Genomic DNA, 11,845 nt, shown 5'->3' with positions numbered 1-11,845 from the left:
TTACAGGTCTCCTAAATAATTGATTCGCTGCTCAGCGTAGCGGCGCGCGTCCTGATTCAGGCCGCCTCGCTGCAAGGCTTGCTGATAAGCTTCAAGCGCGGCGTCGCGGGCGTTGGCATCTTCGTAAGCGACGGCAGCTGCCAGCCACCAACGCGCTTCTTCAGTGCGCTCTGCCAAGGCCTGATAGTCCGTTGCCGCTTCAGCAAACAAGCCCAGCTGATTTGCCGCGGTGGCCCGCAACTGCAATAAATCGTTCGCTTGTGCGCTACTAAGGTCGATCGTGGCCAGTGCCTGATAGGCTTGTTGATAGGCACCGCCCTCAAGCAAAATACGCGCATAGAGTAATTGCCAGCGACTTTGGGTCGGCTGTGCGGCAAGGCCCTGCTCCAGCACGGCAAGCGCAGCAGCAATCTGACCGCGACCATACCAGTAAGCCGCCAGTTCACTGCGCGCGGCGACATGATCCGGCGCCAGGGCAATCACTTGTTCGAACAAGCTGGCGGCGCGCTCGCGCTGGCCCTTTTGCAACGCTTCCCGGGCCTGCTTCAGTTTCACTTCGGCCAGTTCTGCGGCAGTCAGTTCCACCCGCTCTACTGCCATCTGCTGCGTTGCAGTGGTGTCATCGACAACTTCTGCCGTTGCTAACTCCGGCTCTGGTGGTGTCGGCTCCGGATCTGGTGATGCTGGCTCTGGCGCTGATGATGCCGGCGCTTGTTCTGCTGCGACAGGCTCGGGCTGCATCCGTCGCTGTGGCTGTGTTGCGGCCGGTGCTGGTGGCGTCACATCTACGGTCGCCGGCGTATCTGCAACATCGGCTGTTTCGCTAACCTGAACCGGTTGCGGTGTCACCTGTTCTGCTTGCTGTTGCACTTCGGTGTCGCTGGCCCATTGCCAAATTACCATCACCGCCACTACGCTGATTGCGGCAATCACAAAAGCCCCCAGAATCCAGCCCCACGGGAAGGGCGTTGGCGCTGCGGCAGCCGGGGTATAGCTCGACTTAGGTTCCTGCTGCTGACGCTTGTCGAGATCTCGCAACATACGGTTGATCACACTCATACCAGATACTCCGCTAACCAACCTTGCTGCCAGGACCACCAGGCTACAGCGATGGCGGTCAAAACAGCTGCAGCAGCCCACCACCAGCGCAAGCGCCCGGACAGTGTGACGTCTTCAGTGTCAGCTACCGCAAAACGCACGTGGCTTGGTTGCACGCGATGAACTCCCTCGCCATAGCACAGCAGTAAGACCTTATGACATAAAATATTAACCAGTCGTGGCACGCCACGACTGCCCTGATGTAATAACCGCACCACCCGTGCTGAGAACAGCGGCGGGCCTTCGTATCCGGCAATATGCAGACGGTGCGAAATATAACGAGCCATCTCAGGAAGGGTCATCGCCTGCAGGGTATAACTGAAGGTAATGCGCTGACGCAGCTGGCGATGTTCACGGGTTGCCAGTCGCTCATCCAGTTCCGGCTGACCAAATAAAACAATGTGTAGCAGTTTGCGTGACTCGGTCTCTAAATTAGACACCAGGCGCAATGCTTCCAGAGTTTCCGTTGGCAGCGCCTGAGCTTCATCGACAATGATGACCGCCAGTTTACCGGCGCGGCTGATCTCGACCAGACGCTCCTGAATGGCTTGGGTAAGTAACTGCTCACTTTGCTCTGCCGGTTGTGGTACCTGAAACTCCCGGGCAATGTGGGCACGCATTTCGCGTGGCTCCAGATAGGGGTTCGGAATGTAAGCAGTCACGTAGCGCTCCGGCAGCTCATTGAGCAGCTTGCGGCAGAGCAGTGTTTTGCCAGTGCCGACCTCGCCCACCACTTTAATGAACCCTTCGCCCGCCTCAAGTGCGGTCACCAGCACTTCAAAAGCCGCCTTATGACTCTCGAGATCACAGTAGAAACTGGTATTCGGAGTCAGGGTAAAAGGAAGCTCTGTCAGTCCAAAGTGCGCTTGATACATGCCTTACTCTTTAGTCGTTGTACCACTGCTTGAGTAGCTCGCTGGAACGCTCCAGCTCCTGTTGCCAGGTATCCACGCCAACCACGATAGGTCGAATGAGAATCACCAGCTCTTTTTTCTGTTCACTGCGACGCTTGTTCTTGAATAAGTTGCCGACCACCGGAATATCACCCAGCACCGGTGCTTTTGACACATTGTCGGTGTAGCTGGTTTGCATTAACCCTCCCAGCACAACGATCTCGCCGTTGCGCGCGCGCACAATGGTATCGCTCTCACGAATATTGCTCTGCGCCAGCGGTAACACAAATGACTCTTCATTCAGCGTCACGGTTTTGTTCTGCTCAGTGGTTTCTACAACGGACGGGTGGACGTGTAAAATGACTTCGCCCGTGTCACTGATTTGCGGTGTAATATCTAATGAGATGCCCGAGAAAAACGGCGTTAATTCAATATTTGGCGTTGAAGTTGTCGCGGTTCCGGTGACGGTCGTTGTAGAGACATCGGTCACGAAATACTCATCTTCACCAATTTTAATGACCGCTTTTTGATTATTCGCCGCGCTCACCCGCGGGTTCGACAGTACCTGCACATTGCCCTGATCTTGCAGCAGATTCAGCACGCCGCTGAAGTCACCTACGTCGAGCGACATACCAAACACGCCATTCGTGCCCTGCACGCTGCCACCGCTAAAGCCAATACTGCCACTGGCATTACCGAGACTAAACAGATCGCTCCAGTTAATGCCCTGCTGGTAATCATCGTTTAATGCCACTTCGACAATACGCGCTTCAAGAATCACTTGACGTTGCAGACGCCTCTCGGCTGCGCGTAAAAAGTCTCGTGCGGCGCGCAGTTCACCGGGTAATGCGGTAACGGTAATCAGGCCTGCCTGGGGTGACACCACGACACGACGCCCGTTGCCTTCACCGACAATGCCCTGCACGATTTCTTTTAAATCGCCCCAAAGGTTGGTCTCTGATTGTGTAGCTATGGAAGAGCCGTTGGTCTGCATGGCGCTGTTCAGGCCATTCAAACCGCTACCGGGTAGCAGTCCCTGTCCGGCAAGACCACCCTGATTGCCAAGAAGTGCGTTGTTATAGGTGCCGGCGCCGCGATACAGACCATTTTGCTGATCGTTGTCTTTTACTCCACCGGAACTGACGCTGGTTTGCGACAGCCCCATACGTTGCAGGGACAGATAGTCGAGTGCAATAGTCTCGGTGCGCAAGCCTGCCGGAAAGACGCGGATCATGCGGTTCTCTTTACGGATATCATAGCCATAAATATCGCCGATGACTTCCATCGTTTCGGTCAACGTCACTTCTTTAAGGCTGACTGTAATTTGGCCGCTTACGTCCGGATGCACGACAATATTATAGGGTGAGTCAGAGGCCAGCCCGGCGAAAAACTCCTGTGCCGGAATACCATTGGCGTTCACTGAAAACCGTGGCTCCGCCAATAACTGTTCGCTGACTTGCGCGGTAACCAGAGCATTAGGCCGCAAAGTGGCCTGCACTGACTCTGGTAGCGGTGGTCGCTCAGTGGGTTTTGTCTTTTGGCCCTGGTTCAACGCCTGATGTGCCTCTGCGGGCGAGCGTTCCGGTTGATGGGCACAGCCCGCCAGCAGCAAACTTGCCGCTAAAAGTGTTGCAATCCGCATTATTCCTGTCCCCCTGAACCCAATGCATCACCAAAGATGAACAGCGTCATTTCTGCACCGGTTTGTTGGTGGCGCACGACCACCTGATTCATTGTTATTTTCGTTATGGCATAAGGTGGTAGCGTATCGCCTTCCTGCAGTCGTTGGCCGTTAATGTAGGCCACGATGCCTTCCGGCCGACGCTGTACCGCCTGTAGGCGTAAATCGTGAGTCATCGCACCTGGCGTCGTGGTCTGTGTCACTTGCGGCGGTGCCGTCGGGTCATTCAGTTGCTGTGCCTGCGCAGCACTGATGACGCTCAGCGCCGCTATGATTGCGCTAACTCGCCACATAGTCACGCTCCAGACTCAAGGTGTAAATTTCCAGCATGACCTCAGCTTGCGGATGATCTGTCACCCGATAGTCAAGCCGCTGCCAGTAAAATGACCAGGGCAACTGCTCCAGCCGCTGAAAGTAGCCAAAGACTTCGTTGTAATTGCCGTGGAAGACCAGTTGCAGACGATGCTTATAGATAGCCCCCGCGGTCGCTTCTCCATCGCCATAGACCCGCTCGGCGGGTAATGCCTGCGCTGATTGCACATCAAGCTGCTCGGCATGACCGAGCAATGCCTTTAATAATTGTCGGTTATCGGCGGCGCTGACGTAATTGGTTTCGGCCTGCAAGGTGGCGTTTACCTCGCTGAGCTGTTGTTCCAGTCGCTCCAGCCGGTTGCGCAGTGGTGCCTGCGGATCACCCGACAGACGTATTTCCAGCGCTTCGATCTGGGTCTGGGTCAGACGATTGGTGGTTTGCTGCTGTTCCAGCTTCGCCTGCTCATTCAGATATGCCTGCAACTGTGGTAATAACACCACCCAAACGCCCATATACGTAATAAACGCCAGCGTCAGAATAAACCAGAACTTGCGTCGCCGTTGCGGCATGGCATTGAACTTCAATTGTAGATTCTGCCATAGGGTCATGGTTGTCGTCCTCCGAGGGCATTGGTCACTTCACGTTCATGGTTGAGATGACCGACCGTGAAGCTCAGACCCTGTTCTCCTTCGTCGCGTAATTCGAACACGCCAAAAGGACGATTTTGCAGCGTGTCATAACGGCCGAAGTCCGCCAGCCAGACCGGTAACTGTTGCGCGGACAGAGTATGTCCCTGCAACGTTAAATGATCATCAGCCAATAAGATGCGCTGTAACCAGACATCGGGCTGGTCGACGGCGGCAAGATCACTAAATAATGCGGAAAAACTCGACTGGTTGCGGCCGGTTATCTGCTGCATTTGCAGCAACAGACGTTGGCGCAAATTCAACGTGCGCTGTACGTCGTTCAGTTGCTCGGTGAGCTCCGAGTCATTCAAGGCCGCATCAAGTTGGCGCTGCTTTGCCTGCAATTCCGCATTGAGCTGGTTGGCGCGCTGATAACTGGCTACGTAGGCCTCATTTTGTTGCTGACTGATGAGTGTTAACACTACCCAGAGCACCACGATGAGTACCAGTAAGGCACCCGTATAAGCGCTGAAGCGGTTGAAGGTCAGCCATTCCCGGTTCGGGCGTAACTCATCGACATAGAGGTTGGCATAGTTCTTCATGCGTCCCCCTCCTGTAACTTCAGTGTGACTAAGGCGCCGCCGATGGCAGCGAAGTCACTGTAATCACCAGCGCCAAGCTCGCGCGCCCACTGCGGGTAGCTCGCCCAGTTGATGGTCAGTCCTAAGTCATTATTCAGGTTCTCAGTCACTTCATCCTGCTTGGCTAGGGGCAACGCTAATTGCACTTCGCTGATCGGCCGTTGCCGCAACTGGCGTTCGAAATAATCACCAGAACGCTGAATTTCAACGCTCAATGGTTGTAGGCCGCCCATTTTTATTTCATCGGGCGTCAACTCACTGAGCTTCTCGAGGGAACGTACCGCACGATTCACCTGCAAGGTTCCGTCACGGTAAACCTGCAGCAATGCGGGCTGATTAGGTTGATGGTAGGCAACTACGGTAGGCTCTTCGATGTCACTAAACAATTCGGCGATGGCCTGCTCTTCGCTGAGCACGGCAACGACATTATCGGAGATCTCGAAAATCGCCTGCATGACCGGCGTTAAAAACATCTTGCTGGCGGCGACGGCGTTAATCTTGTTTTGCCCGGGAACCTGCACCGGCAGTTCATAATAATCGGCAACGCAGTCCTGCGGCTCATAGGCCACCAGGTCGCGCAGACTGTAGCGTAAACTTTCGGCTAATTCCTGCTGCTCCAGCTCCGGGCGATCAAGCGCGACACTCTGATAATAGTTGGCACTCAGAATGACACTCACCGCCGGGTTATGGCGGCAATAGCGGGAATAGTTATGCGAGATGTTGCGAATTGCGGTGGCGAAGTCCTCGTCTTTAACCTCTACTTCATCATTCACCACCAGGCTCGGCTCACCGTCGTCGCCAGGCGCTTCAATCACTGCCAGATGAAGCGCGGCCTTTCGCAAAGCAAAGGCGAGCGTGTAGGAGCTACTCTTGCGCGCACGAAATAGATTTAACAAGTTCTTGTCCCTGCTAGCTTTATAATTTTTATTAATGCCGGACGCGGCCTATTAACGCAAGTTTGACACTTTCTGCCGGAAAAACAAGCACTGCAATACCTCACAGTGCTTTGTAGTATTACTGTTAATTAAACTAATTGCCAGCTCAGTTGTTCATTCGCCCAATAAGGCACCATCGGCCCTATTGCTGTGTCAACAGTAGCAGGCACCTGCCAGCTTTCGCGCTGCAGGGTCACTTCTTCCGTAGCGCGCCGATAACCGTAGAAGTCAGCGCCAAAGTGGCTGGCGAAATCAGCCAGCTTGTCGAGTGCATTCATGCGATCGAAAAACTCAGCATACAGCTGTAACGCTGCAGGTGCGGAATAACAGCCGGCGCAACCGCAGGCCGCTTCTTTCTTCGACTGTCCATGGGGTGCCGAGTCGGTCCCCAAAAAGAACTTAGGACTGCCCGACACTGCGGCTTTCTGCAAGGCTTCCTGATGTTCACGACGCTTGAGAATTGGCAGGCAGTAATTGTGGGGGCGGATACCGCCGACCAGCAGGTCATTGCGATTCATCAGTAAATGTTGCGGGGTGATAGTGGCCGCGACGTTCGGTCCCTGCTCCAGGACAAAGTCGACCGCATCGCTGGTGGTAATGTGCTCCAGCACCAACTTAAGCTTTGGATGACGCGCGAGCAAAGGGCGTAATTTGGTATCAATAAAAACTTTTTCGCGGTCAAAAATATCAATTTGCTTGTCAGTGACTTCGCCATGTACCAGTAGAGGTACCTGCAATTCAGCCATGGCTTTGAAGACTGCATCTAACGCTTCAATGTCCGTCACCCCGGCCGCAGAGTTCGTTGTCGCGCCTGATGGGTACAATTTAAAGCCAATAATTTCGTCGTTCTGCGCTGCCTGCTCGACAATCTCTACGGTCGTCTGCTGGGTCAGGTAAAGCGCCATTAGCGGCCGGAAGTCGCTGCCTTCAGGCAAATGCTGAAGAATACGCTCACGATACGCCATCGCCAGCTCAACGGTGGTAACCGGCGGCACCAGGTTGGGCATAATTACGGCACGGCCGAAAACCTCGGCAGATGCCGGTACCGTGGTCGCCAGTAAGTCTTCATCGCGTAAATGCAAGTGCCAGTCGTCAGGGCGGGGAAGCGTCAATTGCTGCATGTTTACCTCAAAGTACGTTGGATGCTTTTCTGTCTTCGATAAGAATTAGTATAACCTACTCGGCTTAACCCGTAACGCATTGGTTACGGCCTTTTTCTTTGGCCTGATAGAGTGCTGCGTCAGCGCGGGCCAGCCAGAGATCAAGTTTGTCGTCGCTGCGGCGAACCTCGGTAATACCCGCGCTCATCGTAATCTGCAGTTCTTTGCCAGCAAAGTTTATCGACGCTCGCGCCACAGCCTTACGAACGCGCTCCATTGCCTTAAGCGCATCATCTCTACTGGTATAAGGGAAGAGCACAGCAAACTCTTCACCGCCAAGACGTCCAAGCAAATCAATGTCGCGCAGTTGCTCTTTCGCGCGTGCACAAAATACCCGTAATACTTCATCACCTGCGGCATGACCAAAGGAATCGTTTACCTTCTTGAAGTGATCAAGGTCAATGATCGCTACCGACATGGGGGCGTCATACCGCATAAATTCGTCATAACGCTGCTCAACGGCCTCCCAGAACACCCGGCGGTTGGCCACACCAGTTAATTCATCCGTGGTGGCGAGACGTCGCAGTTCATTTACTGCCGCGCGGCGCTCTTCGTCCATGCGACGCATATGCATCAAGGTACCAAGGGTATCGAGCATCGGCCGTAAAAGGTTTAAAAAGTGTGCTTTAAAGCGCTCGTCACTGTTGCCAAGAATCATGAGCCCGACCACGTCCCGCTTAAAGTACAAAGGCAATACCAGGCCGTTTTTTAACTCCGGAAAAGCCGGCGGCTGACAATGTAGCTCCAGTTTGGAAATTGGCTGCTGGCATACCTGGGGTTGGCCTTTTTTGAGGACGTTGTCGATCACATCACCGCTTACCTCAACCTCGAGCCCCTGACGAATCAGCTGTTGATAGCCTTCGGTTCGCTTTTGATCCGCTGCAATTCGTAAGCCATGGGCCAGCACCAAATTATAGCGGCTGGAGCCGGGTGGTAACTCGCCAACAAAGCCAACCGTTGTAGATGTCATCCGCATCAGTTTAGGTAAGGCCTCATCGCAGACGTCACTGAAGTCTTTTGCCAGCATAAAGTCATGCTGAATATGCGAGACCAGCTCGAGAATTTCGGCTTGTTGCTGCAAAAACTGCTCGTTCGCCACCTGTTCAGAAATATCATGATGAATGCCGGTCATTCTTAGCGGACGCCCGTCATGATCAGTATCGACCAGCCGACCGACACTGTGAACCCAGACATAATGCCCGTCGCGGTGGCGGATCCGAAAACGTGCCTCAAAGCGCTCTTCACCACTATTCAAATACTTGCGTAGATTGTGTTTCAGTAACTCAAAGTCTTCCGCATGCACTAGCTCACGCCAGTCAAGCCGTTCCGGGGTATCCCCCGGATAGCCCAAAACCAGCTGCCAGGGCTGACTAGTGTGTAACTGGTTCGACTGCAGGTTCCAGGACCAGGTGTAAAGGTCACCTGCGGTTAACGCCAATTCAAAATTTTGATTGGTCTCACGTAACTGCAGCTCAAGCAGTTTACCTTTACTGTCATCCAGCAAGTAACCGCGGACCCGTAAGACGTTGCCGTCTTTATCAAGATCGGCGCGGGCAAAATGATAAACCCAGCGAATAACATCCTGGCCATTTTTTTGCCCAATCACACGGTAGTCCATTTCAAGCGCGCTGGCCTCGCCGTCAATAAGCCGCTGCATACGGTCCAATAGCTCTTGTCGCTCATCGGGATGGACAATGGATTCATAATTGATGTCGGGACGCAGCAAGTAATCGTCGTCATAACCAAGAACCCGTTTAGCATTTTCAGCAACGTAACTAAGATGTACGTCGGGTTCGAGGCGCCAGACGACTGCGCATACGGGCCCCTGGGCTAAAATATCCCGTTCGGCACGGTAATTCTTCAGTTCGTAGCGATCGGTGATGGTGGTTGCGATCCAGTCGGCGAGGATTTCCAGATAACGCACTTCGCGCGCGCTAAAACTGCGTGGCTCCGTCGCCACCACACAAAGGCTGCCCAGGTGGTACTCGCCAAATAAGGTAATAGGTGCGCCGGCATAAGCGCGCACGCCATTTTCAGCAATAACGTAGGGATTGTCCTGAAAACGACGATCCTGGCGGGCATCTTCTACCACCATCGTTTGGCCGGACGTTACGACATAGGTGCAAAAAGAGTGCTCACGCGGGGTTTCAGTTTCTGACATGCCAACTTTGGCTTTAAACCACTGGCGCTCTTCATCAATGAGGGTAATAAGTGCCGCATCAACGCCCAATACCTCTTTGACCAACTCAGTAATATTGTCATAAAGAGGTTCAGATTCGCTATCAACAAGCTCCAGCTCGTGTAGCAGTTGCAGGCGTGCCGTTTCGTTCTCTGGCACCGGAATCTGGCTCATATGTACCCCTTTGCTTAACTAACATTTATAAGCGTAGCAGACATCGTCCATAACGTTCAGGCTTTCAGCGTAAGCCTAACTTTTCCTTCCAGTGTTTACGGCAGCACGAGATATAACGTTCATTTCCGCCAATGGCGATCTGTTCACCCACTTTGACGGCTTCACCGTGTTCGTCGATGCGCAGGTTCATCGTTGCCTTGCGGCCACAAGAACAAATGGTCTTCATTTCACTGACTTTATCGGCAACGGCCAATAAAATGGCACTACCAGGAAATGCGTGGCCAAAAGCGTCGGTACGTATACCGTAGCACATAACCGGGATATCCAGCCGATCGACCACATTCGTCAGTTGCCAGACCTGGATTTCAGTCAGAAACTGTGCCTCATCTATTAGCACGCAGTCGATCGTATTCTGGCCGTGGCGCGCCTCAATCAATGCGGCAAGATCAGTGCCCGTAGTAAACGCCAGGGCCGGGCGGTCAATCCCAAGACGTGAGGCTATCATACCTTTGCCGGCACGTTCATCAACCGCGGGCGTTAATAACAAAACCTTTTGCTCACGCTCTTCGTAGTTATGGGCAACCTGTAGCAACGAGGTGCTTTTGCCCGCATTCATGGCTGAGTAAGTAAAATAAAGTGAGGCCATAATCGTTGGTTCTTCCGCTAAACTAATGCTGTTGACTGAGGTTTATACTGAGTTTAAACGCTGAATGCAAAGATGATTTTTGCTACTATAACGCAAATGAATAAGAGGAGTTGATATGTCACAGCGTTACTCGCATGAATTTTTAAAAGCCATGCCAAAGGCAGACCTGCACCTGCACCTGGACGGTAGTTTGCGCCCTGATGGGCTGATTGAAATGGCCAAACGCAGCAAGGTAGAACTTCCCTCTTACACCGTTGAAGGTCTGTACGAGCAGGTCTTCAAGGAAAGCTATAACGACTTAGGCGAATACCTTAATGGCTTTCAGTATACCTGCGCAGTGTTGCGGGATATGGAGAACCTTGAGCAGGCAGCCTACGAACTGGCGGTCGATAATCTGGCCGAGGGCGTGGTTTATATCGAGGTACGTTTCGCACCGCAGCTGATGATGGATCCCAGTCGCGGAATCGACTTTGACCGGGTGATGCATACCACGAACGCGGGCCTGAAACGCGCGAAAGATGAGTACAATAGTCAGCCCGAGGTGCGTAACGGTGACAAGCCACCGTTTGACTACGGTATTATTAACTGCGCCATGCGCATGTTCGGCAAAAAAGGCTTCTCGCCCTACTACTCTCAGTTGTTTCAGACCTTACGTGATCATCAGCCGAAACAGGTCATCAAGATCGCCGCGATGGAAATGATTCGCGCCAGCATTCGCCTGCGTGACGAAGAAGGCCTGCCGATTGTCGGTCTGGATATTGCGGGAGAGGAAATGGGCTATCCTGCGCACGACTTTAAAGACGTTTATGAATACGCGCATCAGAATTTCTTACTCAAAACTGTCCATGCCGGTGAGGCCTACGGTGCGGAGAGTATTTTTGAAGCGCTAACCCAGTGTTACGCGGATCGGTTAGGTCATGGCTACTCACTGTTCTCGCCGGAGATGATTCAGGATCCGTCAATTACTGATAAAGAGAGCTATGCCAGTCACCTTGCCTCGTTTATTGCCGACCGGCGTATTGCTATTGAGGTCTGCATTACCAGTAATTTACAGACCAATCCGAACATAGGTGATGTGACCCGTCACAATTTTAAGCATATGTTTAACCATCGCCTGGCGACGGTTATTTGCACCGACAACCGCCTGGTCTCGCGCACCACCGTGACACGCGAGTACGAACTCGCTAATCAGGCGGCAGATATTCCGCTGAAACGGTTAAAAGACATGGTCGCTTACGGCTTTAAAAAGAATTTCTTTCCGCAGGATTATCTGGCAAAACGTGGCTATGCCAAACAGGTGCTGGAGTATTTCGATAAGGTTGCCGAGGCGCACGGCGTAAGCTGAGACAAAAAAAGAGCGGCATCCCGTGCCTAATGCCAGTCAGTTAAGAGCTGACTGGCATTTTTTTTACGGGGTATTTGACCTGCTTGGATCGCACTTCTCGTGGATAAATTCGTTCGGTTCTCCTCATTGGTAGGATGAAGTGCTCCCCGAGATC

The 11,845-nt window shown here is 53.1% G+C and carries 11 protein-coding genes; 1 reads left to right on the top strand and 10 read right to left on the bottom strand.

Annotation, left to right across the window (positions count from 1 at the left end):
• From CWI71_RS03010 to CWI71_RS02965, 10 genes are all read right to left on the bottom strand, one after another.
• Positions 1–1,059, bottom strand: a complete 1,059-nt coding sequence (locus CWI71_RS03010; RefSeq protein WP_126753789.1) for a tetratricopeptide repeat protein — start codon at positions 1,057–1,059, stop codon at positions 1–3.
• Positions 1,056–1,973 carry an ExeA family protein gene (locus tag CWI71_RS03005; RefSeq protein ID WP_126753788.1) on the bottom strand — a complete coding sequence of 306 codons (918 nt, stop codon included), beginning with the start codon at positions 1,971–1,973 and terminating at the stop codon, positions 1,056–1,058. The genes CWI71_RS03010 and CWI71_RS03005 overlap by 4 nt, the downstream gene beginning before the upstream one ends.
• A gap of 10 nt (positions 1,974–1,983) precedes the next feature.
• Positions 1,984–3,633: a pilus (MSHA type) biogenesis protein MshL gene (mshL, locus tag CWI71_RS03000; RefSeq protein ID WP_126753787.1), complete on the bottom strand. Its 1,650-nt coding sequence runs from the start codon at positions 3,631–3,633 to the stop codon at positions 1,984–1,986.
• Positions 3,633–3,965: a hypothetical protein gene (locus CWI71_RS02995; protein ID WP_126753786.1), complete on the bottom strand. Its 333-nt coding sequence runs from the start codon at positions 3,963–3,965 to the stop codon at positions 3,633–3,635. Before CWI71_RS02995 ends, mshL begins: the two co-directional genes overlap by 1 nt.
• Complete coding sequence (locus tag CWI71_RS02990) at positions 3,952–4,593, bottom strand: hypothetical protein (protein WP_126753785.1); 642 nt, start codon at positions 4,591–4,593, stop codon at positions 3,952–3,954. Before CWI71_RS02990 ends, CWI71_RS02995 begins: the two co-directional genes overlap by 14 nt.
• Positions 4,590–5,213: a hypothetical protein gene (locus CWI71_RS02985; RefSeq protein ID WP_126753784.1), complete on the bottom strand. Its 624-nt coding sequence runs from the start codon at positions 5,211–5,213 to the stop codon at positions 4,590–4,592. The genes CWI71_RS02990 and CWI71_RS02985 overlap by 4 nt, the downstream gene beginning before the upstream one ends.
• Positions 5,210–6,148, bottom strand: coding sequence for a hypothetical protein (locus tag CWI71_RS02980; RefSeq protein ID WP_126753783.1), 939 nt, complete (start codon positions 6,146–6,148; stop codon positions 5,210–5,212). The genes CWI71_RS02985 and CWI71_RS02980 overlap by 4 nt, the downstream gene beginning before the upstream one ends.
• Before the next feature lie 128 nt (positions 6,149–6,276).
• Positions 6,277–7,308 carry a dihydroorotase gene (gene pyrC / locus CWI71_RS02975; protein ID WP_126753782.1) on the bottom strand — a complete coding sequence of 344 codons (1,032 nt, stop codon included), beginning with the start codon at positions 7,306–7,308 and terminating at the stop codon, positions 6,277–6,279.
• 64 nt (positions 7,309–7,372) lie between these two features.
• Positions 7,373–9,700, bottom strand: coding sequence for a sensor domain-containing diguanylate cyclase (locus CWI71_RS02970; RefSeq protein WP_126753781.1), 2,328 nt, complete (start codon positions 9,698–9,700; stop codon positions 7,373–7,375).
• Positions 9,701–9,764: 64 nt separating this feature from the next.
• Entirely contained in the window at positions 9,765–10,346 is a 582-nt protein-coding gene (locus tag CWI71_RS02965) for a thymidine kinase (protein ID WP_126753780.1), read from the bottom strand.
• 115 nt (positions 10,347–10,461) lie between these two features.
• Between CWI71_RS02965 and CWI71_RS02960 the strand changes: the two genes are divergently transcribed.
• The gene (locus CWI71_RS02960) at positions 10,462–11,691 is read left to right on the top strand and encodes an adenosine deaminase family protein (RefSeq protein WP_126753779.1); all 1,230 of its coding nucleotides are present in this window, start codon (positions 10,462–10,464) and stop codon (positions 11,689–11,691) included.
• Positions 11,692–11,845 lie beyond the last annotated feature (154 nt).

This window comes from Pseudidiomarina insulisalsae, assembly GCF_003987065.1.
Classification (GTDB): Bacteria; Pseudomonadota; Gammaproteobacteria; order Enterobacterales; family Alteromonadaceae; genus Pseudidiomarina; species Pseudidiomarina insulisalsae.
Note: the sequence above shows the minus strand (reverse complement) of the source record. Positions and strands in the feature narration are given on the sequence as shown.

Bases quoted from the DNA above. Each gene is read 5' to 3' on its own strand.
- CWI71_RS02995 (WP_126753786.1), bottom strand. From the start codon at position 3,965: ATGTGGCGAGTTAGCGCAATCATAGCGGCGCTGAGCGTCATCAGTGCT.
- CWI71_RS02970 (WP_126753781.1), bottom strand. From the start codon at position 9,700: ATGAGCCAGATTCCGGTGCCAGAGAACGAAACGGCACGCCTGCAACTG.
- CWI71_RS03010 (WP_126753789.1), bottom strand. From the start codon at position 1,059: ATGAGTGTGATCAACCGTATGTTGCGAGATCTCGACAAGCGTCAGCAG.
- CWI71_RS02985 (WP_126753784.1), bottom strand. From the start codon at position 5,213: ATGAAGAACTATGCCAACCTCTATGTCGATGAGTTACGCCCGAACCGG.
- CWI71_RS03005 (WP_126753788.1), bottom strand. From the start codon at position 1,973: ATGTATCAAGCGCACTTTGGACTGACAGAGCTTCCTTTTACCCTGACT.
- mshL (WP_126753787.1), bottom strand. From the start codon at position 3,633: ATGCGGATTGCAACACTTTTAGCGGCAAGTTTGCTGCTGGCGGGCTGT.
- pyrC (WP_126753782.1), bottom strand. From the start codon at position 7,308: ATGCAGCAATTGACGCTTCCCCGCCCTGACGACTGGCACTTGCATTTA.
- CWI71_RS02990 (WP_126753785.1), bottom strand. From the start codon at position 4,593: ATGACCCTATGGCAGAATCTACAATTGAAGTTCAATGCCATGCCGCAA.
- CWI71_RS02960 (WP_126753779.1), top strand. From the start codon at position 10,462: ATGTCACAGCGTTACTCGCATGAATTTTTAAAAGCCATGCCAAAGGCA.
- CWI71_RS02965 (WP_126753780.1), bottom strand. From the start codon at position 10,346: ATGGCCTCACTTTATTTTACTTACTCAGCCATGAATGCGGGCAAAAGC.